Annotated in this window: 39 protein-coding genes and 1 rRNA gene; 35 read left to right on the forward strand and 5 right to left on the reverse strand. The window is 42.9% G+C overall.

Features of this window, described 5'->3' with window-relative positions; genetic code table 11:
• Nucleotide 1: 1 nt before the first annotated feature.
• From rpsQ to ACQCT5_RS20880, 29 genes are all read left to right on the forward strand, one after another.
• Entirely contained in the window at nucleotides 2-265 is a 264-nt protein-coding gene (rpsQ, locus tag ACQCT5_RS20740) for a 30S ribosomal protein S17 (RefSeq protein ID WP_204420012.1), read from the forward strand.
• Between the two features lie 41 nt (nucleotides 266-306).
• The gene (rplN, locus tag ACQCT5_RS20745) at nucleotides 307-675 is read left to right on the forward strand and encodes a 50S ribosomal protein L14 (RefSeq protein WP_010191501.1); all 369 of its coding nucleotides are present in this window, start codon (nucleotides 307-309) and stop codon (nucleotides 673-675) included.
• 35 nt (nucleotides 676-710) lie between these two features.
• Nucleotides 711-1,022 (forward strand): 50S ribosomal protein L24, encoded by a 312-nt coding sequence (rplX, locus tag ACQCT5_RS20750; protein ID WP_204420009.1) that lies wholly within the window; start codon nucleotides 711-713, stop codon nucleotides 1,020-1,022.
• 26 nt (nucleotides 1,023-1,048) lie between these two features.
• Entirely contained in the window at nucleotides 1,049-1,588 is a 540-nt protein-coding gene (gene rplE / locus ACQCT5_RS20755; protein ID WP_417898354.1) for a 50S ribosomal protein L5, read from the forward strand.
• Between the two features lie 30 nt (nucleotides 1,589-1,618).
• Nucleotides 1,619-1,804, forward strand: a complete 186-nt coding sequence (locus ACQCT5_RS20760) for a type Z 30S ribosomal protein S14 (RefSeq protein WP_010191505.1) — start codon at nucleotides 1,619-1,621, stop codon at nucleotides 1,802-1,804.
• A gap of 30 nt (nucleotides 1,805-1,834) precedes the next feature.
• Complete coding sequence (rpsH, locus tag ACQCT5_RS20765) at nucleotides 1,835-2,233, forward strand: 30S ribosomal protein S8 (RefSeq protein WP_010191507.1); 399 nt, start codon at nucleotides 1,835-1,837, stop codon at nucleotides 2,231-2,233.
• A 32-nt stretch (nucleotides 2,234-2,265) separates the two neighbouring features.
• Nucleotides 2,266-2,802 (forward strand): 50S ribosomal protein L6, encoded by a 537-nt coding sequence (rplF, locus tag ACQCT5_RS20770; RefSeq protein WP_417898353.1) that lies wholly within the window; start codon nucleotides 2,266-2,268, stop codon nucleotides 2,800-2,802.
• A gap of 35 nt (nucleotides 2,803-2,837) precedes the next feature.
• Nucleotides 2,838-3,197 (forward strand): 50S ribosomal protein L18, encoded by a 360-nt coding sequence (gene rplR / locus ACQCT5_RS20775; RefSeq protein ID WP_224841273.1) that lies wholly within the window; start codon nucleotides 2,838-2,840, stop codon nucleotides 3,195-3,197.
• A gap of 20 nt (nucleotides 3,198-3,217) precedes the next feature.
• Nucleotides 3,218-3,718 carry a 30S ribosomal protein S5 gene (gene rpsE / locus ACQCT5_RS20780; protein WP_060666597.1) on the forward strand — a complete coding sequence of 167 codons (501 nt, stop codon included), beginning with the start codon at nucleotides 3,218-3,220 and terminating at the stop codon, nucleotides 3,716-3,718.
• Between the two features lie 13 nt (nucleotides 3,719-3,731).
• On the forward strand, nucleotides 3,732-3,914 hold the full coding sequence (rpmD, locus tag ACQCT5_RS20785; protein WP_047972360.1) for a 50S ribosomal protein L30: 183 nt from the start codon (nucleotides 3,732-3,734) through the stop codon (nucleotides 3,912-3,914).
• Nucleotides 3,915-3,947: 33 nt separating this feature from the next.
• A complete protein-coding gene (gene rplO, locus ACQCT5_RS20790; RefSeq protein ID WP_417898351.1) occupies nucleotides 3,948-4,388 on the forward strand; it encodes a 50S ribosomal protein L15 in 441 nt (146 codons plus the stop codon).
• A complete protein-coding gene (secY, locus tag ACQCT5_RS20795; RefSeq protein ID WP_204419997.1) occupies nucleotides 4,388-5,680 on the forward strand; it encodes a preprotein translocase subunit SecY in 1,293 nt (430 codons plus the stop codon). The genes rplO and secY overlap by 1 nt, the downstream gene beginning before the upstream one ends.
• 60 nt (nucleotides 5,681-5,740) lie before the next feature.
• Nucleotides 5,741-6,391, forward strand: a complete 651-nt coding sequence (locus ACQCT5_RS20800) for an adenylate kinase (RefSeq protein WP_499644771.1) — start codon at nucleotides 5,741-5,743, stop codon at nucleotides 6,389-6,391.
• Complete coding sequence (gene map / locus ACQCT5_RS20805) at nucleotides 6,391-7,137, forward strand: type I methionyl aminopeptidase (protein WP_404430244.1); 747 nt, start codon at nucleotides 6,391-6,393, stop codon at nucleotides 7,135-7,137. The genes ACQCT5_RS20800 and map overlap by 1 nt, the downstream gene beginning before the upstream one ends.
• Before the next feature lie 19 nt (nucleotides 7,138-7,156).
• Nucleotides 7,157-7,471, forward strand: a complete 315-nt coding sequence (locus ACQCT5_RS20810) for a KOW motif-containing protein (protein ID WP_386645223.1) — start codon at nucleotides 7,157-7,159, stop codon at nucleotides 7,469-7,471.
• Nucleotides 7,471-7,689 carry a translation initiation factor IF-1 gene (gene infA / locus ACQCT5_RS20815; RefSeq protein ID WP_003348578.1) on the forward strand — a complete coding sequence of 73 codons (219 nt, stop codon included), beginning with the start codon at nucleotides 7,471-7,473 and terminating at the stop codon, nucleotides 7,687-7,689. The genes ACQCT5_RS20810 and infA overlap by 1 nt, the downstream gene beginning before the upstream one ends.
• A gap of 41 nt (nucleotides 7,690-7,730) precedes the next feature.
• Entirely contained in the window at nucleotides 7,731-7,844 is a 114-nt protein-coding gene (gene rpmJ / locus ACQCT5_RS20820) for a 50S ribosomal protein L36 (protein ID WP_003156543.1), read from the forward strand.
• Nucleotides 7,845-7,864: 20 nt separating this feature from the next.
• Nucleotides 7,865-8,230 carry a 30S ribosomal protein S13 gene (gene rpsM, locus ACQCT5_RS20825; RefSeq protein WP_078382537.1) on the forward strand — a complete coding sequence of 122 codons (366 nt, stop codon included), beginning with the start codon at nucleotides 7,865-7,867 and terminating at the stop codon, nucleotides 8,228-8,230.
• A 27-nt stretch (nucleotides 8,231-8,257) separates the two neighbouring features.
• Nucleotides 8,258-8,647: a 30S ribosomal protein S11 gene (rpsK, locus tag ACQCT5_RS20830; protein ID WP_078382536.1), complete on the forward strand. Its 390-nt coding sequence runs from the start codon at nucleotides 8,258-8,260 to the stop codon at nucleotides 8,645-8,647.
• Between the two features lie 170 nt (nucleotides 8,648-8,817).
• Nucleotides 8,818-9,762, forward strand: coding sequence for a DNA-directed RNA polymerase subunit alpha (locus tag ACQCT5_RS20835; protein WP_148990109.1), 945 nt, complete (start codon nucleotides 8,818-8,820; stop codon nucleotides 9,760-9,762).
• A gap of 75 nt (nucleotides 9,763-9,837) precedes the next feature.
• Nucleotides 9,838-10,200 (forward strand): 50S ribosomal protein L17, encoded by a 363-nt coding sequence (rplQ, locus tag ACQCT5_RS20840; RefSeq protein WP_204420272.1) that lies wholly within the window; start codon nucleotides 9,838-9,840, stop codon nucleotides 10,198-10,200.
• Between the two features lie 257 nt (nucleotides 10,201-10,457).
• Complete coding sequence (locus ACQCT5_RS20845; RefSeq protein WP_499644776.1) at nucleotides 10,458-11,297, forward strand: energy-coupling factor ABC transporter ATP-binding protein; 840 nt, start codon at nucleotides 10,458-10,460, stop codon at nucleotides 11,295-11,297.
• Complete coding sequence (locus ACQCT5_RS20850; protein WP_499644778.1) at nucleotides 11,273-12,148, forward strand: energy-coupling factor ABC transporter ATP-binding protein; 876 nt, start codon at nucleotides 11,273-11,275, stop codon at nucleotides 12,146-12,148. The genes ACQCT5_RS20845 and ACQCT5_RS20850 overlap by 25 nt, the downstream gene beginning before the upstream one ends.
• A complete protein-coding gene (locus tag ACQCT5_RS20855) occupies nucleotides 12,141-12,935 on the forward strand; it encodes an energy-coupling factor transporter transmembrane component T family protein (protein WP_499644780.1) in 795 nt (264 codons plus the stop codon). Before ACQCT5_RS20850 ends, ACQCT5_RS20855 begins: the two co-directional genes overlap by 8 nt.
• A 15-nt stretch (nucleotides 12,936-12,950) precedes the next feature.
• Nucleotides 12,951-13,697 (forward strand): tRNA pseudouridine(38-40) synthase TruA, encoded by a 747-nt coding sequence (gene truA / locus ACQCT5_RS20860; protein WP_499644782.1) that lies wholly within the window; start codon nucleotides 12,951-12,953, stop codon nucleotides 13,695-13,697.
• Nucleotides 13,698-13,860: 163 nt separating this feature from the next.
• Nucleotides 13,861-14,298 carry a 50S ribosomal protein L13 gene (rplM, locus tag ACQCT5_RS20865; protein ID WP_386645156.1) on the forward strand — a complete coding sequence of 146 codons (438 nt, stop codon included), beginning with the start codon at nucleotides 13,861-13,863 and terminating at the stop codon, nucleotides 14,296-14,298.
• A 20-nt stretch (nucleotides 14,299-14,318) separates the two neighbouring features.
• Nucleotides 14,319-14,711, forward strand: coding sequence for a 30S ribosomal protein S9 (rpsI, locus tag ACQCT5_RS20870; protein ID WP_010191551.1), 393 nt, complete (start codon nucleotides 14,319-14,321; stop codon nucleotides 14,709-14,711).
• A gap of 139 nt (nucleotides 14,712-14,850) precedes the next feature.
• Nucleotides 14,851-16,116 carry an MFS transporter gene (locus ACQCT5_RS20875; protein ID WP_499644785.1) on the forward strand — a complete coding sequence of 422 codons (1,266 nt, stop codon included), beginning with the start codon at nucleotides 14,851-14,853 and terminating at the stop codon, nucleotides 16,114-16,116.
• Entirely contained in the window at nucleotides 16,076-16,699 is a 624-nt protein-coding gene (locus tag ACQCT5_RS20880) for a TetR/AcrR family transcriptional regulator (protein ID WP_499644787.1), read from the forward strand. The genes ACQCT5_RS20875 and ACQCT5_RS20880 overlap by 41 nt, the downstream gene beginning before the upstream one ends.
• Nucleotides 16,700-16,771: 72 nt before the next feature.
• On the opposite strand, the gene cotJC is transcribed toward ACQCT5_RS20880, so the two are convergent.
• From cotJC to ACQCT5_RS20895, 3 genes are read right to left on the reverse strand one after another with little or no spacing between them, the layout of a single operon-like run.
• Nucleotides 16,772-17,341: a spore coat protein CotJC gene (cotJC, locus tag ACQCT5_RS20885; protein WP_499644789.1), complete on the reverse strand. Its 570-nt coding sequence runs from the start codon at nucleotides 17,339-17,341 to the stop codon at nucleotides 16,772-16,774.
• A gap of 17 nt (nucleotides 17,342-17,358) precedes the next feature.
• Nucleotides 17,359-17,619: a spore coat protein CotJB gene (locus ACQCT5_RS20890; protein WP_499644791.1), complete on the reverse strand. Its 261-nt coding sequence runs from the start codon at nucleotides 17,617-17,619 to the stop codon at nucleotides 17,359-17,361.
• 5 nt (nucleotides 17,620-17,624) lie between these two features.
• The gene (locus tag ACQCT5_RS20895; RefSeq protein ID WP_386645347.1) at nucleotides 17,625-17,831 is read right to left on the reverse strand and encodes a spore coat associated protein CotJA; all 207 of its coding nucleotides are present in this window, start codon (nucleotides 17,829-17,831) and stop codon (nucleotides 17,625-17,627) included.
• Nucleotides 17,832-18,028: 197 nt separating this feature from the next.
• Here ACQCT5_RS20895 and ACQCT5_RS20900 point away from each other — a divergent pair, with 197 nt between their 5' ends.
• The 3 genes from ACQCT5_RS20900 to salA all read left to right on the forward strand — a co-directional run bounded on the left by ACQCT5_RS20900 (nucleotide 18,029) and on the right by salA (nucleotide 20,443).
• Complete coding sequence (locus tag ACQCT5_RS20900; protein ID WP_499644793.1) at nucleotides 18,029-18,472, forward strand: YbaK family protein; 444 nt, start codon at nucleotides 18,029-18,031, stop codon at nucleotides 18,470-18,472.
• 62 nt (nucleotides 18,473-18,534) lie between these two features.
• Nucleotides 18,535-19,257 carry an N-acetylmuramoyl-L-alanine amidase CwlD gene (gene cwlD, locus ACQCT5_RS20905; RefSeq protein WP_499644795.1) on the forward strand — a complete coding sequence of 241 codons (723 nt, stop codon included), beginning with the start codon at nucleotides 18,535-18,537 and terminating at the stop codon, nucleotides 19,255-19,257.
• A gap of 136 nt (nucleotides 19,258-19,393) precedes the next feature.
• Nucleotides 19,394-20,443 carry an iron-sulfur carrier protein/transcriptional regulator SalA gene (gene salA, locus ACQCT5_RS20910; RefSeq protein WP_499644797.1) on the forward strand — a complete coding sequence of 350 codons (1,050 nt, stop codon included), beginning with the start codon at nucleotides 19,394-19,396 and terminating at the stop codon, nucleotides 20,441-20,443.
• A 40-nt stretch (nucleotides 20,444-20,483) separates the two neighbouring features.
• Here the strand turns inward: salA and gerD are convergent, their stop codons facing one another.
• Nucleotides 20,484-21,113: a spore germination lipoprotein GerD gene (gene gerD, locus ACQCT5_RS20915; protein WP_499644799.1), complete on the reverse strand. Its 630-nt coding sequence runs from the start codon at nucleotides 21,111-21,113 to the stop codon at nucleotides 20,484-20,486.
• Between the two features lie 158 nt (nucleotides 21,114-21,271).
• Here gerD and ACQCT5_RS20920 point away from each other — a divergent pair, with 158 nt between their 5' ends.
• Complete coding sequence (locus ACQCT5_RS20920; RefSeq protein ID WP_499644801.1) at nucleotides 21,272-21,886, forward strand: KinB-signaling pathway activation protein; 615 nt, start codon at nucleotides 21,272-21,274, stop codon at nucleotides 21,884-21,886.
• Between the two features lie 39 nt (nucleotides 21,887-21,925).
• On the opposite strand, the gene pdaB is transcribed toward ACQCT5_RS20920, so the two are convergent.
• Complete coding sequence (gene pdaB / locus ACQCT5_RS20925) at nucleotides 21,926-22,693, reverse strand: polysaccharide deacetylase family sporulation protein PdaB (protein ID WP_499644803.1); 768 nt, start codon at nucleotides 22,691-22,693, stop codon at nucleotides 21,926-21,928.
• A gap of 143 nt (nucleotides 22,694-22,836) precedes the next feature.
• Here pdaB and ACQCT5_RS20930 point away from each other — a divergent pair, with 143 nt between their 5' ends.
• Together ACQCT5_RS20930 and ACQCT5_RS20935 are read left to right on the forward strand one after the other, a co-directional pair.
• On the forward strand, nucleotides 22,837-23,073 hold the full coding sequence (locus ACQCT5_RS20930; RefSeq protein WP_499644805.1) for a hypothetical protein: 237 nt from the start codon (nucleotides 22,837-22,839) through the stop codon (nucleotides 23,071-23,073).
• A 627-nt stretch (nucleotides 23,074-23,700) separates the two neighbouring features.
• A 16S ribosomal RNA gene (locus ACQCT5_RS20935) occupies nucleotides 23,701-23,759 on the forward strand; the annotation flags it as partial.

A 23,759-nucleotide genomic window follows, 5' to 3' on the forward strand; every position in this document is an offset into this window, starting at 1 on the left:
AATGAGTGAACGTAACCAACGTAAAGTTTACACTGGTCGTGTTGTTTCTGACAAAATGGATAAAACAATCACAGTACTAGTTGAAACTTACAAAACTCACACACTCTACGGCAAACGTGTTAAGTACTCTAAAAAGTACAAAGCGCATGATGAAACTGGCGCGGCTAAGACTGGCGATATCGTTAAGATCATGGAGACACGTCCGTTATCTTCAACAAAGCGTTTCCGTTTAGTAGAAGTAGTAGAGAAAGCTGTAATTATCTAATATTTAAGTTCGGATAGTAATTCCGAAGGGAGGTACCATGCATGATTCAACAAGAATCTCGTTTGAAAGTTGCTGATAACTCAGGTGCTCGTGAAGTACTGGCAATTAAAGTATTAGGTGGATCTGGTCGTCGTTACGCGAACATTGGTGATGTTATTGTTTGTACAGTGAAACAAGCAACACCAGGAGGCGTTGTTAAAAAAGGTGACGTAGTGAAGGCTGTAGTAGTTCGTACTAAACGTGGAGTTCGTCGTAATGACGGTTCATATATCCGTTTTGATGAGAACGCATGCGTAATTATCAAAGATGACAAGAGCCCTCGTGGAACTCGTATCTTCGGACCAGTTGCACGTGAATTACGTGATAACAACTACATGAAGATTGTATCTTTAGCTCCAGAAGTACTTTAATATAAGAAATGAATGTGTCAAGGAGGTGCGAAAGGATGCATGTAAAAAAAGGTGATAAAGTTGTAGTTATCTCTGGTAAGGATAAAGGTAAACAAGGAGTGATCCTTGAATCTTTTCCTAAGAAAGACCGTGTTCTTGTAGAAGGTATTAACATCGTGAAAAAGCATGCTAAACCATCACAAGAAAACCCTCAAGGTGGAATCATCAACCGTGAGGCGCCTATTCATGTATCAAACGTTATGCCTTTAGATCCGAAATCCGGTGAACCTACTCGTGTAGGATACAAGGTAGTTGACGGTAAAAAAGTACGTGTTGCAACAAAATCAGGTGAACAATTAGATAAATAGACTTTTGAAGAAAGGAGGTACTTTTGATGAACCGCCTAAAAGAAAAGTATCAAAGCGAAATTATTCCTGCTCTAATGGGCAAGTTTAACTATAAATCCGTTATGCAAGCTCCAAAGCTTGAGAAAATCGTTATCAACATGGGTGTTGGTGATGCAGTTGCCAACTCTAAAGCGTTAGACGCAGCTGTAGAAGAATTAACTTCTATCACTGGTCAAAAGCCTGTTGTAACTAGAGCGAAAAAATCTATCGCGGGCTTCCGTCTTCGTGAAGGAATGCCAATCGGCGCGAAAGTTACATTACGCGGAGAGCGTATGTACGAATTCCTAGATAAGTTAGTATCTGTATCTTTACCTCGTGTTCGTGACTTCCGTGGTATCTCTAAGAAGTCTTTCGACGGCCGTGGAAACTACACTCTTGGTGTTAAAGAGCAACTTATCTTCCCTGAAATTGATTACGATAAAGTTAACAAGGTACGTGGTATGGATATCGTTATCGTTACTACTGCCAACACTGATGAAGAAGCTCGTGAGCTTTTAACATCATTCGGAATGCCATTCCAAAAATAATACCAGCGTGTGGTAGAGGGAGGCGAAAATGTGGCTAAAAAATCAATGATTGCTAAACAAAAACGCACACCTAAACATAATGTGCAAGCTTATACTCGTTGCGAACGTTGTGGTCGTCCCCACTCTGTAATCCGTAAATTTAAGCTTTGCCGTATTTGTTTCCGTGAATTAGCTTATAAAGGCCAAATTCCTGGCGTGAAAAAAGCAAGTTGGTAAAACCCGATAATTGGGAAGGAGGTAAATTAAATGGTTATGACAGATCCTATTGCAGATATGCTTACTCGCATCCGCAATGCGAACATGGTACGTCACGAGAAGCTTGAACTTCCTGCTTCTAAAATCAAAAAAGAAGTTGCTGAAATCTTAAAGCGTGAAGGTTTCGTACGTGACGTAGAATTTATCGAAGACAACAAACAAGGTATCATTCGTATTTTCTTGAAATACGGTGCTAACAACGAGCGTGTAATTACTGGTCTTAAACGTATCAGTAAGCCTGGTCTTCGTGTTTATGCAAAAGCTAACGAAGTACCTCGTGTATTAAACGGATTAGGTATTGCGATCATCTCTACTTCTCAAGGTGTTATCACTGATAAAGAAGCTCGTCAAAAACAAGCTGGTGGAGAAGTATTAGCGTACGTTTGGTAATAATTTCTTTAAATGAACGGAGGTGTAACTAAATGTCACGTGTAGGTAAAAAACCTATTGAAATCCCAACTGGGGTTACAATTACAAACGACAACAACACAGTTACCGTAAAAGGTCCTAAAGGTGAATTAACTCGTACATTCAGCCAAGATATGGCTATTACAGTAGAAGAAAACGTACTAACAGTTGTACGTCCTTCTGAAAGCAAAGAACACCGTACTATCCACGGAACAACTCGTGCACTTTTAAACAACATGGTTGAAGGTGTAACAAAAGGTTTCGAAAGAGGATTAGAACTTATCGGGGTTGGTTACCGTGCTTCCAAGCAAGGTAACAAGCTAGTTCTTAACGTTGGATACTCTCATCCGGTTGAAATCACACCAGAAGAAGGTATTGAAGTTGAAGTTCCGACAAACACAAAGATCCTTATCAAAGGTATCAATAAAGAGCGCGTTGGTGCTTTAGCAGCAAACATCCGTGACGTTCGCCCGCCAGAGCCTTACAAAGGTAAAGGTATTCGTTATGAAGGTGAACATGTACGTCGTAAAGAAGGTAAAACTGCGAAGTAAGACCGCATAAGCAGATAGAAAGGAGTGACTGCAAGATGATTACAAAACCTGATAAAAATTCTACTCGTAAGAAAAGACACACTCGTGTTCGTGCTAAGTTATCAGGAACTGCAACTCGTCCACGTTTAAATGTGTTCCGTTCAAACCAACACATTTATGCTCAAGTGATCGATGATACGAACTCTGTAACAATCGCGAGTGCTTCTACACTTGATAAAGGCGTTGAGGCTAACGGAAGTAACGTTGAGTCCGCTAAAGCAGTTGGAGAACTAGTTGCAAAGCGCGCAATTGAAAAAGGAATTAAATCAGTAGTATTCGACCGCGGTGGATACTTATACCACGGACGTGTGAAAGCATTAGCAGATGCTGCACGTGAGGCTGGTTTAGAATTTTAATCGGAAAAGGAGGGACACTGATGCGTCGCATTGATCCAAACAAATTAGAACTTGAAGAACGCGTTGTTACGGTTAACCGCGTTGCGAAAGTAGTAAAAGGTGGACGTCGTTTCCGCTTTGCTGCTCTTGTAGTAGTAGGAGATAAAAACGGTAATGTTGGTTTCGGTACTGGTAAAGCTCAAGAAGTACCTGAAGCTATCCGTAAAGCAATTGAAGATGCGAAAAAGAACTTAGTTGCTGTACCTATCGTTGGTACAACAATTCCTCACCAAGTACTTGGAGAATTCGGTTCTGGAGAAATCCTTTTGAAACCTGCTTCTGAAGGTACTGGGGTTATCGCTGGAGGACCAGTTCGTGCGGTACTTGAGTTAGCGGGTGTTCAAGACATCCTTTCTAAATCTTTAGGATCTAACACACCAATCAACATGATCCGTGCAACACTTAACGGATTAAAGCAATTGAAACGTGCAGAGGACGTTGCTAAATTGCGTGGTAAAACGGTAGAAGAACTGTTAGGATAAGGAGGGAAACAAAATGGCGAACAAATTAGCAATCACCCTCACTCGCAGTGTAATCGGTCGTCCACAAGATCAACGTGTGACTGTTCAAACTCTTGGTTTGAAAAAGATGCACCAAACAGTTGTCCATGAGGATAACGCAGCTATCCGTGGAATGATTAACAAGGTATCTCACCTTGTTACTGTGAAAGAGCAATAATAGAAACGGTTTTTTAAATAAGGAGGTGCCACAATGAAACTTCATGAGTTAAAACCTAACGAAGGATCTCGTAAAGAACGCAATCGTGTAGGTCGCGGTACTGGTTCTGGTAACGGTAAAACTTCTGGTAAAGGTCATAAAGGTCAAAATGCACGCTCAGGCGGTGGCGTTCGTCCTGGATTCGAAGGTGGTCAAACACCTCTATTCCAACGCTTACCAAAGCGCGGATTCACGAACATCAATCGTAAAGAGTATGCAATTATCAACCTTGATGCGTTAAACCGCTTTGAAGATGGTACAGAAGTTACACCTGAATTACTTCTTGAAACAGGTTTAGTTAGCAAACTAAACGCTGGATTGAAAGTATTGGGTAACGGTTCTATCGAGAAAAAGCTTACAGTTCGTGCTCATAAATTCTCCTCAGCAGCTAAAGAAGCTATCGAAGCAGCTGGCGGTTCAGTTGAGGTGATCTAATGTTCCAGACATTCTCCAATTTTATGCGCGTGGGTGATATAAGAAAGAAAATAGTTTTCACCCTACTAATGTTAATCATATTCCGTATCGGTACGTTTATCCCAGTACCAGGGGTAAACTCTGACATATTGAAATTTCAGGATGAGTTTAGTGTATTCGGTATCTTGAATACCTTCGGTGGTGGAGCTTTACAAAACTTCTCAATTCTTGCCATGGGTATAATGCCATACATCACAGCGTCCATCATTGTGCAATTGCTGCAAATGGATGTTGTTCCAAAGTTTACGGAGTGGTCAAAACAAGGAGAAGTTGGACGTCGCAAATTAGCTCAATTCACTAGATACTTTACTATCGTGCTTGGATTTATCCAGGCAATTGGTATGTCTATCGGGTTTAATAACTTGGCCCAAGGTCAGCTTATTTCCAACCCGACACCCACTACTTATCTTTTAATTGCTTTAGTGTTGACAGCAGGAACAGCATTTTTAATGTGGCTTGGCGAGCAGATCACAGCTCACGGAGTCGGGAATGGTATTTCCATCCTGATTTTCGCTGGTATCGTTGCGGCCATTCCAAATGGAGCCAACCAGATTTATGCACAACAAATTCAGGATGCTGGAGATCAGTTGTTCCTAAATCTAGTTATTGTTGCTCTTATTATCCTTGCAATCTTAGCTGTTATCGTAGGAGTTATCTTTATCCAACAAGCATTGCGTAAAATTCCGATCCAGTATGCAAAGAAGGTATCGGGACGTAATCCTGTTGGCGGACATTCCTCACACTTACCATTAAAAGTGAATGCAGCAGGGGTAATTCCGGTTATCTTTGCAGTATCCTTTATCATCACACCACCAACCATCGCGTCGTTCTTTGGTCCTAATGATGTAACTCAGTGGATCCAAAGCACATTCGATTACACGAAGCCGATCGGTATGGTAGTTTACGTAGCTCTTATTATTGCCTTTACTTATTTCTACACATTTGTTCAGTCTAACCCTGAGCAGATGGCAGAAAACTTAAAGAAGCAAGGTGGATATATTCCAGGAATTCGTCCTGGTCAGAATACACAGGAATACCTAACAAAAATCATCTACCGACTAACTTTCGTTGGTGCATTGTTCTTGGCAGGAATCTCTGTTCTACCTGTAATCTTTATGAAAATAGCTGATCTCCCGCCAGCCGTACAAATTGGTGGTACTGGTATCCTCATCGTCGTAGGTGTTGCACTTGAAACGATGAAGCAACTTGAAAGTCAGCTGGTGAAGCGTCACTATAAAGGGTTTATCAAGTAATGAAGTAATTGGGATAGCATTATCCCAATATACTTCACAAGAGACTGAGGGGGCATTAAGATGAATTTAGTTCTAATGGGACTTCCGGGTGCCGGTAAAGGTACTCAAGCAGAACGAATTGTCGAAAAGTACAATATCCCTCATATCTCAACCGGAGATATGTTTCGTGCTGCAATGAAGGAAGGAACTGAACTAGGCCTTAAAGCAAAGTCTTTTATGGATCAAGGTCAGCTTGTTCCTGATGAAGTGACGATCGGTATCGTTCGTGAAAGACTTGAAAAAGAAGATTGTAAAAACGGATTTCTATTGGACGGTTTCCCAAGAACAGTTCCTCAGGCAGAAGCTCTAGAGCAAATGCTTGAAGATCTTGGCCGCAAAATTGATTATGTAATCAATGTGAACGTGGACCAAAGCATCTTGATGGAGCGTTTAACCGGAAGACGTATTTGCAAAGATTGTGGATCTACTTATCACCTTGTCTTCAACCCTCCAAGTGAGGAAGGGGTATGTGATAAGTGCGGCGGTGAACTTTATCAGCGTGCTGATGACAACGAAGAAACTGTCGGGAACCGTTTGGAAGTGAATGTGAAACAATCCAAGCCTTTATTGGACTTCTATGAAGGCAAAGGCTATCTTCGAAACATCGATGGACAGCAGCCAATTGGCCAAGTGTTCAGCGATATTGTAAAACTTCTTGGAGGGCATGCGTAATGATCATCTGTAAAACTCCTCGTGAGCTTGAAATCATGAGAGAAGCTGGCAGAATCGTTGCACTCACCCATCAAGAATTGAAAAAACATATTGTACCTGGCGTAACGACGAAACAATTGGATGATATTGCTGAGAAATTCATACGCAAACATGATGCAATTCCTTCGTTCAAAGGGTATAATGGTTTTCGCGGAAGCATTTGTGCTTCTGTTAACGAAGAACTTGTTCATGGTATCCCCGGCGATCGAGTACTAAATGACGGTGATATCATTAGCATAGATATTGGTGCAAAGTATAATGGTTACCACGGCGATTCCGCCTGGACGTATGCTGTCGGTAACATTTCCGATGAAACAAAGCGATTACTTGAAGTCACGGAGCAATCATTGTATGAAGGCATCAAGGAAGTAAAACCGGGCGCTCGTCTTTCTGACGTTTCTCATGCGATCCAAACGTATGCAGAAGCACATGATTTTTCAATCGTGAGAGAGTATGTAGGCCATGGAATTGGTCAAGACTTACATGAAGACCCTCAAATTCCACATTATGGACCTCCTAACAAAGGTCCACGGTTAAAACCTGGTATGGTCCTGGCAATTGAACCAATGGTCAATGCAGGAACTCGCTACGTAAAAACGTTAGCAGATGACTGGACTGTTGTTACTGTTGACGGTAAGATGTGTGCTCATTTTGAACATACGGTCGCTATTACAGAAACAGGCTATGAGATCTTAACAAAAGCCTAAGCCCAAGAGGTGATTCTGCTTGACTGAGTCTGAAACGGCTTTGAAAGTAGGGCAGATTGTTTTGATTACTCAAGGCAGAGATGCCGGACAGTATGCCGTAATTATTAAAATTCTTGATGAGCGTTTTGTCGTCCTTGCGGATGGAGACAAGAGGAAGTACGACCGCCCTAAGAAGAAGAACATTCATCATCTTGAATTTTTTGATTACGTGTCTCCAGAAGTTCAGAACAGTATGATCGAAACAGGTCGTGTGACAAATGGGAAACTTAGGTTCGTGCTAACAAAGTTTGTCGAGGGGCTTGTTACTGATTTGAAGAAGGGAGAACTTAATTAATGGCGAAAGACGATGTGATTGAAGTAGAAGGTACGGTCGTTGAGACTTTACCAAATGCTATGTTTAAAGTAGAATTGGAAAATGGTCATACGGTATTGGCTCATGTATCTGGGAAAATTCGTATGCACTTTATTCGAATCCTGCCAGGAGATAAAGTAACGGTGGAGCTTTCTCCATACGATTTAACACGCGGTAGAATTACGTATCGTTTTAAATAAACCTATTTTAGCACTCCGTACTATCAGGGAGGTAATATAAGATGAAAGTGAGACCATCTGTGAAGCCGATCTGCGAAAAATGTAAAGTTATTCGTAGAAAAGGTAAAGTTATGGTTATTTGTGAAAACCCGAAACATAAACAAAAACAAGGATAACTTGAGGGAGGTGCGCATATATGGCACGTATTGCTGGTGTTGATGTTCCTCGCGACAAGCGCGTTGTAATTTCATTAACATACATTTTCGGTATTGGTCGTCCAACAGCTGAGAAAGTTCTAGCTGAAGCAGGTGTTTCTGAAGAAACTCGTGTACGCGACTTAACGGAAGAAGAATTAGGAAAAATTCGTGATATCGTAGATAAAATTAAAGTTGAGGGTGACCTTCGTCGTGAAGTATCTCTTAACATTAAACGTCTAATCGAGATTGGTTGCTACCGTGGTCTTCGCCACCGTCGTGGTTTACCGGTTCGTGGTCAAAACACTAAAAACAATGCTCGTACACGTAAAGGTCCTCGTCGTACTGTAGCGAACAAAAAGAAATAATTTTAAGTAAGTAAGGAGGTAAGAAATATGGCACGTAAAACTAATACACGTAAACGCCGTGTGAAAAAGAATATTGACACTGGTATCGCGCATATCCGTTCTACATTCAATAACACAATCGTTACGATTACTGACTCTCACGGAAACGCAATTGGATGGTCTAGTGCAGGTGCTCTTGGCTTCAGAGGTTCTCGTAAATCCACTCCATTCGCAGCGCAAATGGCAGCTGAAACTGCTGCAAAGTCTTGCATGGAGCACGGTTTGAAAACTTTGGAAGTTACAGTTAAAGGCCCTGGTGCTGGTCGTGAAGCAGCGATCCGTGCTTTACAAGCAGCTGGTCTTGAAGTAACTGCTATCAGAGACGTAACCCCAGTACCTCATAACGGTTGCCGCCCACCAAAACGTCGCCGTGTTTAATTTGTCTGTATAGAATTTGTATACATGTCAATAATGGCTGATGATACAGTTTGTGAATTATACAGATAATTAAATGTTGTTGTTGTGCACAATCGGGACATACCTATGGGGAATTTCGGTTAGACAACTTTGTCTTTCCGGGGTTTCGACGTTTTGAAGGAGGGTTATGAATGTTAGAAATCGAAAAACCAAAAATCGAAACGGTTGAAATCAGCGATGACGCCAACTATGGTAAATTCGTCGTCGAGCCACTTGAGCGTGGATATGGAACAACTTTGGGTAACTCCTTACGTCGTATTCTTTTATCCTCACTTCCTGGTGCCGCTGTAACATCTATCCAAATAGATGGTGTACTGCATGAGTTCTCAACAATTGAAGGCGTCGTTGAAGATGTTACAACAGTTATTTTGAACGTTAAGAAGCTAGCATTAAAAATCTATTCAGATGATGAGAAGACGTTAGAGATTGACGTGCAAGGCGAAGGAGCTGTAACAGCTGCTGACATTACCCATGACAGCGATGTTGAAATCCTTAACCCTGACCTTCATATCGCAACGTTAGCAAAGGACGCGCACCTGCGTATTCGTTTCACCGCTAAGCGTGGACGCGGATATGTACCAGCGGACGGAAACAAGCGTGAAGATCAGCCAATCGGAGTAATCCCGATTGATTCTATCTTTACACCAGTTTCACGCGTTTCTTATTATGTTGAAAATACACGTGTAGGCCAAGTGTCGAACTATGACAAGCTTACTCTAGATGTATGGACAGATGGTAGTAACGGTCCACAAGAAGCAGTAGCACTTGGGGCAAAGATTTTAACTGAGCACTTAAATATATTTGTAGGATTGACAGATGAAGCGCAAAACGCGGAAATCATGGTTGAAAAAGAAGAAGATCAGAAGGAAAAAGTCTTGGAGATGACTATTGAAGAGCTTGATTTATCTGTTCGTTCTTACAACTGCTTGAAGCGTGCTGGCATCAACACTGTTCAAGAACTTGCGAATAAAACAGAAGAAGATATGATGAAAGTTCGTAACTTAGGCCGAAAGTCTCTAGAAGAAGTCAAGCACAAACTAGAAGAACTAGGTTTAGGCTTGCGTAAAGATGACTAGTTTTTATTCGTAAAACTAGGCATCTTTATGTGTTTGGACGTTTCATTACTTTCTACAGAAGGAGGGAACATCAACATGGGATACAGAAAATTAGGTCGTACAAGCGCACAGCGTAAAGCGATGCTACGTGACTTAACAACTGACTTAATCATCAGTGAGCGCATTGAAACTACAGAAGCACGTGCGAAGGAATTACGTTCTGTTGTAGAAAAAATGATCACTCTTGGAAAGCGCGGAGATTTGCATGCTCGCCGTCAAGCAGCTTCTTATGTTCGTCATGAAGTGGCAAACGAAGAAACTGGTGCGGACGCAGTACAAAAATTGTTCGCTGATATCGCTCCACGTTACGGTGAGCGCCAAGGTGGATACACTCGTATTATGAAACTTGGACCTCGTCGCGGAGACGGAGCACCAATGGTAATCATCGAGTTAGTATAATCTATTGTGATAGTGGTTTAAAAAGGAGGACAAAAAAAGCTGCGATCAACCTCAACGCTTTTTTACCGGACTTTTTAAACTTTCTATTTTCAGTCATAAATAAGGGCGGGCAGTTGTAATGACTGATCATGCCCTTTATTTTTTTGCAGAAATATCAGTCTCGGCTCACTTCCCTATACGCGGCTTAGGGAAGTGACTGAAACGTTATGATATGGATGAGTTAGTGGAGACAAGGTGAGAAGAGAGGAGAAAGATTCATGACTGACACGATTCTGAAAGTGAAGAATTTGTTCTTCCGTTATCCCAACCAGGAAGAGGATACGCTGAAGGATATTAATATAGAGGTCAAGCAGGGTGAATGGACTGCTATTGTAGGCCATAATGGTTCAGGAAAATCCACGCTTGCACGTATTCTGAATGGATTGCAGATGCCGTCAAAAGGTTCGGTGATCATCAATGGTATGGAACTATCCGAAGAGAAGCTCTGGGATATTCGACGTCAGGTAGGCATGGTCTTTCAAAATCCGGATAATCAATTTGTTGGATCCACGGTAGAGGATGATGTAGCTTTTGGTTTAGAAAATATTGGGGTCCCACGCGAACAGATGATTGAGCGAGTAGAAGAAGGAATTAATAGAGTTGGGATGAAATCTTTTTTAACCCAAGAACCACATCAACTCTCAGGCGGACAAAAGCAGCGTGTAGCCATCGCGGGTGTCATAGCGCTCCAGCCGGCAATCATCATATTGGATGAAGCGACGAGTATGCTCGATCCCATCGGTCGAAAAGAGGTCATTCAAACGATAGAGGAACTGAGAAAAGAAATGGGAGTGACGGTTCTATCCATCACACACGATTTGGAGGAGGCTTCCAGAGCCGACCGTATCATTGTGTTAAATGGTGGGAAGGTTTTTGCGGAAGGTACGCCAAGTGATATTTTCCTGCTTGGGGAGCAGCTTGTTCAAATAGGATTGGATCTGCCATTTGCCATTAGCTTAGCCAATAAGCTAAAAAGTATAGGTGTTACCCTTGAGTCAAACCCGACAACGAGTGAAAGGCTGATGGATGAGTTATGCAAATTAACATACAAAATCTAGAGCATCGCTATCAGGCGAAAACTCCTTTTGAACGAGTGGCACTGTATGATGTCAATATGGAAATTGCAGACGGTTCCTATAGTGCTATCATAGGGCATACGGGATCAGGGAAATCAACACTCCTTCAGCATCTAAACGGACTGCTGCGTCCTTACAAAGGAACGATTCAAATAGGGGATTTCACCCTGAAAGCCTCTGAAAAAGAAAAGAATATCAAGGCACTGCGCAAAAAGGTAGGAGTCGTATTTCAATTTCCTGAACATCAGCTTTTTGAGGAGACGGTGGAACGTGATATCTGTTTTGGTCCGATCAATTTTGGAGTTTCAGAGGAAGAGGCGAAAAGAAGGGCAAGAACTGCCCTGCAGTTGGTAGGGCTTCCTGAAAAGTATCTGGAGGTATCCCCATTCGACTTAAGTGGCGGTCAGATGCGAAGAGTCGCCATCGCCGGTGTGCTTGCCATGGAGCCAGAGGTGGTCGTCCTGGATGAGCCTACTGCAGGATTGGATCCAAGAGGCCGAAAAGAGATCATGGACCTGTTCTATTCCTTGCATAAGGAAAAGAACCTGACAACCATACTGGTGACACATAGCATGGAGGATGCAGCCATGTATGCCGATTCGATCTATGTGATGAACAATGGTACGGTCGGTCTGAAAGGCACACCACGAGAGATTTTTTCTATTCCGGAAAAAATCCAGGAGTTTGGCTTGGATGTTCCGGAAACGGTCCTGTTTATGAAAGAGCTCGAGGATCGTCTTGGCAGGAAGCTTGGCGGCATCTGCCTGACCATCGATGAAGCTGCAGAGGCAATCGCCTCTAAGCTCTCACAGGGGGTGGGGCAGCATGAATAACCTGATCATCGGGCGTTATGTGCCTGGGACCTCCATTGTTCACCGGATGGATCCAAGGGCGAAACTGCTACTTGTCTTCATCTTTGTCCTGATTGTCTTCCTTGCAAATAATGTGTGGGGATATGCCCTTTTGGGAGTCTTCACCTTATCCGTTGTCCTTATGACAAGGATTCCTATTCCATTCATCTTAAAAGGCTTGAAGCCGATCCTATGGATAATCATTTTCACTATGATCTTTCATGTTTTCCTGACTAAGGAAGGGACACTCCTTTACAAATTAGGTTTTATTGAAATCTATGAAGAGGGAATCAGGCAGGCTATTTTCATCTCCCTGCGTTTCTTGTTCCTGATAACCATTACGACCATACTGACTTTGACTACGACGCCGATTGAAGTGACGGACGGAATGGAGACGCTTTTTGGCCCTTTCAAGAAGCTCGGTGTACCGGTACATGAGCTGGCTCTGATGATGTCCATTTCCCTAAGGTTCATTCCGACCTTGATGCAGGAGACGGATAAAATCATGAAGGCGCAAAGTGCCCGTGGAGTGGACTTTACCACAGGGCCTTTAAAGGAGCGTGTGAAGGCGCTCGTCCCATTGCTTGTCCCACTCTTCATCAGTGCATTTAAACGCGCTGAGGAGCTTGCTACAGCCATGGAGGCGCGCGGGTACAGAGGTGGCGAAGGACGCACGAAATTCCGTATCCTCGAGTGGAGCACAAAGGATACGCTGCTTATGGCGTTTCTGGGTGCCCTCACGTTTATTCTGGTTCTGATACGAACATAATGGAGTCTAGATGCGATGAATAGAATGAAATGCATAATATCCTATGACGGGTCCCGATTTGAAGGGTACCAGATTCAAAATGAGAAGCGTACAGTGCAGCTTGAACTGCAAAAGGCGTTAACGAGGATTCACAAGGGCACAGAGATCAGGGTTTCCGCTTCCGGCCGCACTGATGCGGGAGTCCATGCAATGGGTCAGGTGATTCATTTCGACTCGCCTCTTTCCATTCCGGATGAAGCTTGGCAGAAGGCGATGAACGCCCATCTGCCAAAAGATATCTGGGTAAGGCATGTGGAAACTGCGTCACCTTCTTTCCACGCACGTTTTGATGTTGTGAAGAAGGAATACCGTTACAAGGTGAGTTTAAGCAAGGATTTTGACGTGTTCCATCGTGAACAGGTCTTTCATTACCCGTATCCTATCAACACAGAGGCCATGCGTGAGGCAGCCAGGCACTTTTTGGGGGAACATGACTTTACCAGCTTCTGTTCGGCGAAAACCGAGGTGGAGGATAAAGTCCGAACTATATATGAACTGGAGATTCCGGAAGACGGAGAAGAGCTTGTTTTCCGTATCATCGGCAATGGCTTTCTGTACAATATGGTCCGGATCATCGTAGGTACATTATTGGAAGTGGGACAAGAAAAAAAACAGCCGGAGGAAATTTTAGCTATTCTTCAATCAAGGGATAGAAAGGCTGCAGGAAAAACCGCACCGGCCCACGGTTTATACTTATGGGACGTCGTTTATGATGACAACTAATCCTGGTGTAACATTTTCTTGACAATATCCAAAAAAAGATATAAGATATCACATGGTATGTATTTTAGCCCCACGATCAAGCCCCGGAAGAGTTTCATCGTGATAACTTAAAATATATGATACGACAAATAAAAAGCTTTAAATTTTTAGGAGGGAAAAATCAATGCGTACAACGTTTATGGCGAAAGCTAGCGAAATCAATCGTAAATGGTACGTGGTAGACGCTGAAGGTCAAACTTTAGGTCGTCTAGCAAGTGAAGTTGCATCCATTTTACGTGGTAAACATAAACCAACTTACACTCCAAACGTAGACACTGGAGATCATGTAATCATCATCAATGCTGAGAAAATTCACTTAACTGGTAACAAGTTAAACGGGAAGATCTACTACCGTCACACTATGCACCCAGGTGGATTAAAGCAAAGAACTGCTTTGGAAATGCGTACTAACTATCCTACAAAGATGTTAGAACTTGCAATCAAAGGCATGCTTCCAAAAGGAAGTCTTGGACGTCAACAAGCTAAAAAATTAAACGTATATGCTGGTAGCGAACATCCACACCAAGCACAACAACCTGAAGTTTACGAACTTCGCGGTTAATTAATAAGGAGGGTATAACTTTGGCACAAGTACAATACTACGGCACAGGTCGTCGTAAAAGCTCCGTTGCACGTGTACGTCTAGTTCCTGGTAACGGACAAATCGTGATCAACGATCGTGATATCGAAAACTACATCCCATTCGAAGCTCTACGTAACGTTGTTAAACAACCATTAGCAGTTACTGAAACAGAAGGTAACTATGATGTATTGGTAAACGTTGACGGTGGAGGATACACTGGTCAAGCTGGTGCGATCCGTCACGGAATCGCTCGTGCATTATTGCAAGCTGATCCTGAGTTCCGTGCTACTTTAAAGCGTGCAGGGTTCCTAACTCGTGACGCGCGTATGAAAGAGCGTAAAAAATACGGACTTAAGGGCGCTCGTCGTGCACCTCAGTTCTCAAAACGTTAATCTTCGGATATACAGAAACTCTCAGCCTTTTGGCTGGGAGTTTTTTTGTATTTTTTTAAAAAACAGTAGTAAAACGACACCGGTGTCTATATAATATAATTAAATAGACACTGGTGTCGTTATAATGGGGTGATGGGAAATGGAGAAGGGGTTAGGTCAAAATAGAGGATTTCTGACGTTAATGCTTGCCCAGCTGATATCGAGTGTTGGTGATTGGCTTAGTATTGTAGCAATTATTACGCTTGTAGGATTGAAGTGGGAAGCGACGCCGATGGAAGTTTCCTTTATCATTCTTTGCTTGGCGGTTCCGATGGCTCTTCTAGGGCCGTTTACCGGTACGATTGCTGACCGCTTGAACCGCAGGACGCTAATGGTGGTATCAGATGTAGGAAGAGGGATTTTGATCCTTATCCTCTCATTTGCAAGCTCGATATGGACGGTTTATGTGTGCTTGTTTGTCATTGGAATGCTGTCGGCGGTGTTTGTACCTGCTAAGAATGGGAAACTCAAGGAGCTTGTAACAGAGGCGAGCATGAAAAGCGCCATGTCCTTTACTTCGATGATTGATGCGAGCACCAAGGTGTTAGGACCACTGTTAAGCGGTTTATTGGTAACGGCGTTCGGGACGGCTCCTGTATTCTATATAGATGCTGCTACGTTCTTTGTTTCGGCACTACTGTTATTGGCCCTGCCGAAGACTGTTGCTGTATTAAAAGACCATGATACCAAAGAAAAAGGGCAAGCGACCTTTAAAGAGGAATTTTTAGAAGGATTGGCGTTTCTCAAAAGCAGTCGCTATTTGCTGGTAGGAATGCTGGTACTAGGAATCAGCCTTTTAATCTTACAGCTGTCGGATTCACAGATAATTGTGCTGATAAGAGAACTCACGCAGGCTTCTCCAGATCTTTTTGGTTTTATTGTAACAGCATCAGGTGTGGGTATGCTCGTTTCTGGAGGCCTGCTGGCGAAAAAGACGGATTATCATGCCTTTAGCTTGATGTTACTCGGGGTTTGCGGCTTAGGAATTAGCTTTTCGATGCTGTCGGCATTTACAGGCGCTGATCTGGCCATGTCCACAGTATGGGGCCCGGCACTAGGGTTGACGGCAGGATTTGCTGCGGGATTGGTTTTTATTCCTTTCCAAGCGTCTGTCCAAACCAGTACGCCTGTACACATGACAGGAAGAGTATTTGGCGTGATAAACAGTGTGACTACGACTGCAACCATTATTGGCCCGTTGTTGGGAGGGTGGCTCTCTACAGTTATAGGGGTCATTCCGACATTTCTCATTACTGCAATTCTTTTGATTGTCATCTCGGCAGTTGGGTATATTTTTAGAAACAAGATAGAGCGGGGGTATGTTCGTGAGTCCGAAAGTGAGCAAGGAACACATGGAGCAACGTAGAGCTTTGATACTGGAAAAGGCAAAGGTAGTTTTTATGGAGCATGGATACGAGCAGACAACCATGAAGCATATCATGGATGCTGCTAATGTAAGCAGGGGAGGCTTGTATCAATACTTTTCCAATAAGGAAGATGTATATGAAACGTTACTGGAAGAAAGATTAGCACAATCAATAAAGGAAGCAGAGCTTTTGTTTGAGGAGGAAATCCATTCCCATTGGCAGTTGCTCTTGACGGCCATATTTGGAAACGATCAGCAACCCAACGATAAAATGGATCCCATGGCCCCTTCCAACCTGGAGTTTTTCATTACAGGAAGAAATAATCAACGCAGAAGAGAATATGGCACGGTCCGGTATTATGCTGGGCTGAAAATCTATAAGGATATTATTGAACAGGGTCAACAGAGCGGGGAGTTCAGTTCGAAATATGAATGTGAGGTTCTTGCCCGGACCATTGTGGCCTTTATTGATGGATTAGCCTTGGAGCATGCGATATTGCCGAAGGAAGACCTGAAAATAAAAGAACAGGCCACTCTGTTTGTGGAATATTTAAAAATGGCATTAGGCGTCAAGAAATACTAAATAAAAGGCTATAAAAAAATGGTGGGACTAAATGGTCCACCATTTTTTGCGCCGTGGTAATAATAATCCAGTCTAAAACACTTTCTTACGGTCTCGCTCTTCTTTTAGTATTTCCACAGCTTCTCGGAATCGTTGGGAATGGACGACTTCCCTTTCCCTGAGGAAACGAAGGGAGTCATTCAGATCAGGATCGTCCGACATATTGATGATCCATTGATACGTAGCTCTCGCTTTCTCTTCTGCCGCTATATCCTCATAGAGATCTGCAATCGGATCCCCTTTTGCCTGGATATATGTAGCGGTAAAAGGTGCACCAGCTGCATTATGGTAAAAAAGGGCACTATCATGATTCACATAATGCTCTCCGATTCCAGCGGCTTTTAATTGTTCAGGAGTTGCATCTTTTGTCAGCTTGTAGATCATCGTGGCAATCATTTCAAGATGGGCAAACTCCTCTGTACCAATGTCCGTCAATAGCCCAACAACCTTATCCGGAATCGTATAACGTTGATTCAGGTAACGGAGGGCAGCGGCTAGCTCTCCGTCTGCACCACCGTATTGTTCAATAAGATATTTCGCCAAAGTTGGATTACAGGTGCTCACTTTGACGGGGTATTGCAGCTTCTTTTCATAAACCCACATTTGTTAGTCTCCTTTCGTTAAACCTGCCAGGGCCAAGGTCCCTTTCCCCAGTCCCAACGATCGTTGGGATTTACGGTAAATTGCTGCAACGGACCGAATTTTGTTGAAAAATTCTTCTTGATCTGATTACTGTAAGTGGCATACTGGTTGAATTGATTTAATGCCTTTTCATCATCGGGGTGGGTATCCAGATATAAGGTCAGTTCCATCAGGACAAAGTCGACGGCCTGAATTTCCTCGAGAAGCTGATAATACTCAGGAGGGAGAGAGTTTGTCACTTGGTTTACCTCCTTTTCTTTTCATATGGATTTTCATAATAGTCATAAAGAGCTGGCCAGAGCGTACCTTTCTTTAATGCATCAAGTGGATGGAACTGCTGGAGGTTCGGTGGTTGAAATCCTAGGTAAAGATTGGGTGGTGTACTATAATATTTCTTTCCAATTGGAGGACAAGGGTCAAAAGGGCTGTGATAAGGGATGTAGGATTTCATTTTAGTAAAGGTTTTTTGATCATCATTCATGCTGTTCAGACACCTCACTCTCTATCCTTCTCCTAGCATCTATATTCTGGAAACAGCAAATAAATTCATGGTTCATGAAATTCATACTTGGAAAAACGTACTCAAACTTTCCACGCATGAAAGCTCAGCACCATTAGGAAACTAAATGGTGAAAGGGTGTGAAAGAGTTGACCGTATTAACAACCTTTAAAGAAAAGCGAAGAGAAAAGCAGATGAAATATGAACGCAAAATGCTTCGCGAAATTTCTTTGGATATTTTGAGAACAAAAGTGAAGGATTTTTTCAATCCCTACTTAAAACATAAACCACAACCAATTACTGCAATAGAAGAAGGCTGCCTGGATGTAGCGATCGAGGCATATCTTCTAGGTGCGTCCTATAGCAAGTTCGGCTACCATGGCGAAAACGTGGAAAAGGTGAAGACGCGTTGCCATGTAGAGGAGAAATACTTGATAGACACGTTATATGATTACTTCCTGTATTGGGGAGCGATTGGTGAGAATGATCTTGTCCATGAATCCTTTTATATGACCTGTGAGGCTTTCATCGACTATTGGTGGAGGGAAGGCTTCCACAAGGGGGAAAAAAGGTACCGGATGAGGCTGCACTAATTATCATAATCCTCCGTCTTGTCCCATATAGTGAAACATGAGGACATGCGGGAGGGATACATATGCGAAGGTGGAAGTTCTGGGCGCTGCTGACTACAGGCCTTATTCTACTGTTTTCAATACAGTTTCAATTCTTTAGCGAGGATACATGGGAACAATGGAATCTCCCGCTAAGCGGTAAAATAATCATACTTGATCCAGGTCACGGAGGTCCGGATGGTGGTGCCGTCGGAGGAGAGATCTTGGAAAAGGATGTGGCGCTGCAGGTATCCCTGCATTTGAGGGATTATTTGCAGGAGCAGGGGGCGCTCGTACTGATGACACGCGAGGAAGATGTCGACCTGGCCGATCCGAAGACAAAAGGCTACAGCAGGCGCAAAGTGGAAGACCTCAAGAAACGGGTGGAGATGGTAAATGAATCGGATGGAGATCTGTTTATCAGCATCCACTTGAATGCGATTCCCTCTCCAAGATGGAAAGGGGCACAAACCTTCTACCAGCGTTCCGAATCAAACGAAAACGAGCGATTGGCAAAATTCATACAGGATGAACTCCGGGTGAATCTGGGGAATACCGACCGCTATGCAAAGTCCATCAACGGCATTTACATCTTGAAAAAGGCGGAAATTCCAGGTGCACTAGTGGAGGTGGGGTTTTTATCAAACCCTTCCGAGCGGGCACTATTAAGCACGGAAGAGTATCAGAAGAAACTGGCAGCATCCGTCTATAACGGGATTATGCGTCATTATACCGTGGAAGAAGAACTTGAAGATCCTCCAGAATAAAAGGGGGACTTTTTTATGTCCCCATCTCGCTTCCTTTCGTGCTTTAATCCGTTCAACGTGATGGAGGATATGTTATACTTGGATTGTAAACGAATTCATCTTTATAAAGACAATAACGTGCAGGGGTGGGGTCAACATGCTAACAGAAGCAAAAGTGGTACAACTACTGAAGGATCTACAGGATCCAATTTTACATAAAACGTTCGAAGAGACAAATGCAATCGAAGAGATTTCTATCAAGGAAGAGAAAAACCATGTCAGTGTAAAAATTGCACTGGCTAAAACGGGAACGGCAGAACAGATGCAGTTGCAAGGAGCCATCGTCAACCTCCTGAAAGAAGCAGGAGCGGCAACAGTAGGACTGCGCTTCACGGAATTGCCTAGAGAAGTGATTGATCGCTACGGCGCAACAGCGGCGGCAGGAAAAGAAGAAAACTTGCTGTCAAACAACAAGACAACCTTCCTGGCAATTGCGAGTGGAAAAGGAGGAGTGGGGAAATCCACCGTTTCCGTAAACCTGGCAGTTTCCTTGGCGCGTCTTGGTAAAAAAGTCGGTCTGATTGATGCGGATATCTACGGCTTCAGCGTTCCGGATATGATGGGAATCACGAAACGACCGGTTGTCCGGGGCGAGAAGATCATCCCGGTGGAGCGCTTCGGCGTACAGGTCATCTCCATGGGGTTTTTCGTGGAGGACAATTCTCCCGTCATCTGGAGAGGTCCGATGCTTGGGAAAATGCTGAACAGCTTCTTCAATGAAGTGGAGTGGGGAGACCTGGATTACCTTCTGCTCGACCTGCCACCTGGAACGGGCGATGTGGCATTGGATGTTCACTCTATGCTTCCATCCTGTAAGGAACTTATCGTGACCACGCCGCATCCAACCGCAGCATTTGTAGCGGCACGTGCAGGGGCGATGGCCATAAAAACAAACCATGAAGTAATCGGTGTTATCGAAAACATGGCCTATTTTGAAAGCAAAAAGACAGGCGAAAAAGAATTTGTATTCGGCCAAGGTGGAGGGAAAAAGCTATCGGAAGAGCTTCAGGCACCGCTGCTCGGTCAATTGCCTCTTCAACAGCCTGATTGGGACGAGGATGACTTTGCGCCGTCCATCTATCAGAATGATCATGCACTTGGAAAAATCTATCTTGATATTGCATCAAAAGTGGTAGAACTAACCTAAAAGAAAAGGCAGACCTTGATTGACTAGGTCTGCCTTTTCTTTATTGTCCGCCACCGCCGGATTCTTCGCCACTTTCACTGCCGGCACCTTGCTCAGAGTCGCCTCCACCACCCTGTTCCTTTTGTCCGCCTTGCATTTCAGAGGCGCCTTTAAGAAGGAGTTCCTGTAGCTTGGCTTTAAAAAGTGGACTTTCAAAGGTTTCGGTTATCACTTTTTGCAAGTGTGTCTTAAACTCCTTGCCAGTTAAAACCTTGACCAATTGCTTTTCCATTTCAGGATCCTGCAATACCTGGATCATCAATCCTTGATATTCTGGGTCCTTCATCAGATCTTTTATCAGTTTTTCGTGCTCCTTTTGCATACTTTTTGCAAAAGTCTCTGCAAATTTCGGATCCTCAAAAGCCTTTTTCCAGAATTCCGCCCCTTTTTCACTATCAAGTGTTTGTTGAATGGCACTGGTTACAACTTCCTGGTCCAAAACAAAATTCTGTTTCATTTTGTCATCTGTCATAATTTCTTCAATCGCTTTTTTTCCATCATCTGTCTTTAATATATCCACAACCATTTTCTTGGTTTCTTCATAATCCATTTGTCCGGCACCCTCTTCACCCTGCGCACAACCAGAAAGCAGGAAACATAAGAGGAAAAACGGCAAAAAGTAGCTTTTCATAAGAAAACTCCTTCCAACTGGTTTTGCATACGCTTAATATGTGACAAAGTTAATGAAATATACAAATTTGCAAGAGGGGGATGATGGATTTTTATTGGCTGGATTGGTACAATCATTTATAGTGTCTTTAAACTGTTATATATGGAGGAAAAGAAAAAGTGAACAGTCGTAATTGGGTTCGATTATTTCTTTCCACGTTACTAATCGGAGCAGTAAGTACCGTTATTGTTGCGTTTATAGTTCGTTGGGATCAACATACACATGAATTTGCAAATGGAGAATATCTTCAAGTTTTATCGGTTATCTTCTGGTACATAGGAATAGGACTGATTTTCAGTATCATCAGCCAAATGGGTTTCTTCGCCTACTTGACCGTTCACAGGTTCGGACTTGGTATCTTCAAATCATTATGGAATGCCGTTCAAGTGGTGCTGATTGCCTTTGTATTATTCGATCTTGTCTACTTCCGATATATCGCTTTTGCAAAAGAAGGCGACTCGTTATTACCTTACTTAGCATTCCCGGTCTTTCTGCTCATCTACGGTCTGCTGGTTGCTTATGTAAAAAAAGCGCAGACGAACCATCATGCCTTTATACCTGCACTGTTTTTCATGGTCGTGGTAACAACTGTTGAGTGGTTTCCGGTACTGCGTGAAAATGAGCCAAGCTGGCTATTGCTCATGCTTTTTCCACTGCTTGCATGCAACTCCTACCAGATGCTGGTTCTGCACAAGCTGAATCAGACAAAAGGGAAGGCGGCAACTGCAAAATAGTAAACGAAAGGGCGTCCTCAAGTGAGGGCGCCCTTTGTTCTATTGTATTTCTTTGCTATTGGCTTTTGTGTTATTGATCAGGTCGGTTACAGAGCTTATTTCATAACCCTTTGTTTTTATCTGCTGAATGATCTCCGGCAAGGCATCCTCCGTTTGTTTGGCAGAGTCAGACGCGTGCAGGAGGATAATATCCCCGTTGCTTAAATTCTTCGTCACATTATCAATAATGATATCTTTGCCGGGGTTGATGAGATCATGGGAATCGACACTCCAATGTACAATCGTAAATCCAAGCGAATTGGCGATTTTCAAAATCCTCTTATCAAAAGAGCCTTTTGGTGGGCGCAGCAGATTCACTTCCTTCACGCCCAGCTTCTCAAATACATCGAGTGCCTTCAACATATCCCGTTTCACTTTCAAATCATCCAGATCACGGTAGTTTTCATAGGCATAGCCCATACTGCCGATCTCGTGTCCATCGTCCGTGATCCGCTTCACTATATCTGGATGCCGTTCCGCCCAGGAGGCAGACAGAAAGAAAGTCACTCCCGTAGCATTATTCTTTTTCAAAGTATCAAGTATGGGCAGTGCTTTTTCGTCTCCCCAGCTAATATCGAAGGATAACGCAATTTCCTTCACTTTCCCTTCACCTTTATAGAATGCTACTGGCTGCCCATCCTTAGTAGAAAAAACCGGTAAGTTAGTAAAATTCTCTATATATAAAATCCCTGCAGTAAAGAAAGAAGCCAAAATGATGATGGATAATTGCTTGAACTTTCTTCCGTTAATCACATAGAAAAAATTCATACGTCTCCCCCTTGTCCACGGTATCTAATTAATAATTATTCAATGGGACAAAACTTATGATAAAAAAATATCTAGGAAAATGTTTCATAAAAACACGATCGGTGGAAAAAAATACAATATAACGTCTTTTTCGAGGTGAAGAAATGATAGGAATGCTGTTCAATAATAAAGAGGTAAAAGAAATGGAATACCTGCTAAAGCGGGAACTGGAAGAGCTGCTTCACGATTTTGAAGATAATCGCATAGATCGTGTTGTCAAACATGCCATGGAGGAACGCTACCAAATCCTCTTCAATATGTTCAAAAGAGTGGCCCACCCAACCGAATGCATGCAATACATTCGCTCCAAAGCGGTATACCGGGAACGAGAAACCCTATAAGAAGGTGAAGGCTCCTGCATTGCAGAGTAATATGCTTTGTGGGAGTCTCTTTTGCGTTGTCCGTGTAAAAAGGGCAAATCGAGTCGGTATTTCGAGTTGTAGTGTAGGACTGAAATCCGTTATATCAACGGGAATTTATAAATATCAACGGTTCCGGCCGCCGTATCAACGAAAATAGAAATTTATCGATGATAATTTCAATATATCCACGAAAAGAGAGGAGATATCGATAAAGCGCGTATTTCAACAAAATCCGCACTTACCAAGGGACAGCCGCGAACTTCAATTTGCTTATCTGCTACTATGCGTTAGTACATAACGAAATAGACTCAAAAACCTTTTTGAAAAAATGTTTCTAAAGTAGTTGACGTTCATTTGAAAAGCGTGGTATATTATTATTCGTCGCTGCGAGAGACAAAACGCTCGCACGATAAAAAAACAAAAAACATGTTGACTTTAACAAGGTTGATATGTTACATTAATAAAGTCGCTTCTGAGCGATAAACCGATTGAAATGATCTTTGAAAACTAAACAAAACAACAGCGTCCACGTTAATCCTATAGGGATTAACAAAGAACGAAAAAGTAACATAAGCTAGTCAACATTTGAGCATAAGCTCAAACTCTTTATTGGAGAGTTTGATCCTGGCTCAGGATGAACGCTGGCGGCGTGCCTAATACATGCA

It is taken from the genome of Sutcliffiella halmapala (assembly GCF_050107295.1).
GTDB lineage: Bacteria > Bacillota > Bacilli > Bacillales > Bacillaceae_I > Sutcliffiella_A > Sutcliffiella_A halmapala_A.

What these genes read in the sequence shown, in the direction of transcription:
- ACQCT5_RS20850 (WP_499644778.1), top strand. Translation starts at nt 11,273, where the DNA reads ATGCAAATTAACATACAAAATCTAGAGCATCGCTATCAGGCGAAAACT.
- ACQCT5_RS20835 (WP_148990109.1), top strand. Translation starts at nt 8,818, where the DNA reads ATGTTAGAAATCGAAAAACCAAAAATCGAAACGGTTGAAATCAGCGAT.
- rplQ (WP_204420272.1), top strand. Translation starts at nt 9,838, where the DNA reads ATGGGATACAGAAAATTAGGTCGTACAAGCGCACAGCGTAAAGCGATG.
- rplX (WP_204420009.1), top strand. Translation starts at nt 711, where the DNA reads ATGCATGTAAAAAAAGGTGATAAAGTTGTAGTTATCTCTGGTAAGGAT.
- truA (WP_499644782.1), top strand. Translation starts at nt 12,951, where the DNA reads ATGAATAGAATGAAATGCATAATATCCTATGACGGGTCCCGATTTGAA.
- salA (WP_499644797.1), top strand. Translation starts at nt 19,394, where the DNA reads ATGCTAACAGAAGCAAAAGTGGTACAACTACTGAAGGATCTACAGGAT.
- rplN (WP_010191501.1), top strand. Translation starts at nt 307, where the DNA reads ATGATTCAACAAGAATCTCGTTTGAAAGTTGCTGATAACTCAGGTGCT.
- rpmJ (WP_003156543.1), top strand. Translation starts at nt 7,731, where the DNA reads ATGAAAGTGAGACCATCTGTGAAGCCGATCTGCGAAAAATGTAAAGTT.
- ACQCT5_RS20875 (WP_499644785.1), top strand. Translation starts at nt 14,851, where the DNA reads ATGGAGAAGGGGTTAGGTCAAAATAGAGGATTTCTGACGTTAATGCTT.
- ACQCT5_RS20845 (WP_499644776.1), top strand. Translation starts at nt 10,458, where the DNA reads ATGACTGACACGATTCTGAAAGTGAAGAATTTGTTCTTCCGTTATCCC.
- gerD (WP_499644799.1), bottom strand. Translation starts at nt 21,113, where the DNA reads ATGAAAAGCTACTTTTTGCCGTTTTTCCTCTTATGTTTCCTGCTTTCT.
- rpmD (WP_047972360.1), top strand. Translation starts at nt 3,732, where the DNA reads ATGGCGAACAAATTAGCAATCACCCTCACTCGCAGTGTAATCGGTCGT.
- map (WP_404430244.1), top strand. Translation starts at nt 6,391, where the DNA reads ATGATCATCTGTAAAACTCCTCGTGAGCTTGAAATCATGAGAGAAGCT.
- secY (WP_204419997.1), top strand. Translation starts at nt 4,388, where the DNA reads ATGTTCCAGACATTCTCCAATTTTATGCGCGTGGGTGATATAAGAAAG.
- rpsM (WP_078382537.1), top strand. Translation starts at nt 7,865, where the DNA reads ATGGCACGTATTGCTGGTGTTGATGTTCCTCGCGACAAGCGCGTTGTA.
- rplF (WP_417898353.1), top strand. Translation starts at nt 2,266, where the DNA reads ATGTCACGTGTAGGTAAAAAACCTATTGAAATCCCAACTGGGGTTACA.
- ACQCT5_RS20895 (WP_386645347.1), bottom strand. Translation starts at nt 17,831, where the DNA reads ATGAAATCCTACATCCCTTATCACAGCCCTTTTGACCCTTGTCCTCCA.
- cotJC (WP_499644789.1), bottom strand. Translation starts at nt 17,341, where the DNA reads ATGTGGGTTTATGAAAAGAAGCTGCAATACCCCGTCAAAGTGAGCACC.
- rpsE (WP_060666597.1), top strand. Translation starts at nt 3,218, where the DNA reads ATGCGTCGCATTGATCCAAACAAATTAGAACTTGAAGAACGCGTTGTT.
- rplE (WP_417898354.1), top strand. Translation starts at nt 1,049, where the DNA reads ATGAACCGCCTAAAAGAAAAGTATCAAAGCGAAATTATTCCTGCTCTA.
- cwlD (WP_499644795.1), top strand. Translation starts at nt 18,535, where the DNA reads ATGCGAAGGTGGAAGTTCTGGGCGCTGCTGACTACAGGCCTTATTCTA.
- ACQCT5_RS20930 (WP_499644805.1), top strand. Translation starts at nt 22,837, where the DNA reads ATGATAGGAATGCTGTTCAATAATAAAGAGGTAAAAGAAATGGAATAC.
- rpsH (WP_010191507.1), top strand. Translation starts at nt 1,835, where the DNA reads ATGGTTATGACAGATCCTATTGCAGATATGCTTACTCGCATCCGCAAT.
- ACQCT5_RS20800 (WP_499644771.1), top strand. Translation starts at nt 5,741, where the DNA reads ATGAATTTAGTTCTAATGGGACTTCCGGGTGCCGGTAAAGGTACTCAA.
- infA (WP_003348578.1), top strand. Translation starts at nt 7,471, where the DNA reads ATGGCGAAAGACGATGTGATTGAAGTAGAAGGTACGGTCGTTGAGACT.
- pdaB (WP_499644803.1), bottom strand. Translation starts at nt 22,693, where the DNA reads ATGAATTTTTTCTATGTGATTAACGGAAGAAAGTTCAAGCAATTATCC.
- rplR (WP_224841273.1), top strand. Translation starts at nt 2,838, where the DNA reads ATGATTACAAAACCTGATAAAAATTCTACTCGTAAGAAAAGACACACT.
- rpsQ (WP_204420012.1), top strand. Translation starts at nt 2, where the DNA reads ATGAGTGAACGTAACCAACGTAAAGTTTACACTGGTCGTGTTGTTTCT.
- rplM (WP_386645156.1), top strand. Translation starts at nt 13,861, where the DNA reads ATGCGTACAACGTTTATGGCGAAAGCTAGCGAAATCAATCGTAAATGG.
- rplO (WP_417898351.1), top strand. Translation starts at nt 3,948, where the DNA reads ATGAAACTTCATGAGTTAAAACCTAACGAAGGATCTCGTAAAGAACGC.
- ACQCT5_RS20855 (WP_499644780.1), top strand. Translation starts at nt 12,141, where the DNA reads ATGAATAACCTGATCATCGGGCGTTATGTGCCTGGGACCTCCATTGTT.
- rpsK (WP_078382536.1), top strand. Translation starts at nt 8,258, where the DNA reads ATGGCACGTAAAACTAATACACGTAAACGCCGTGTGAAAAAGAATATT.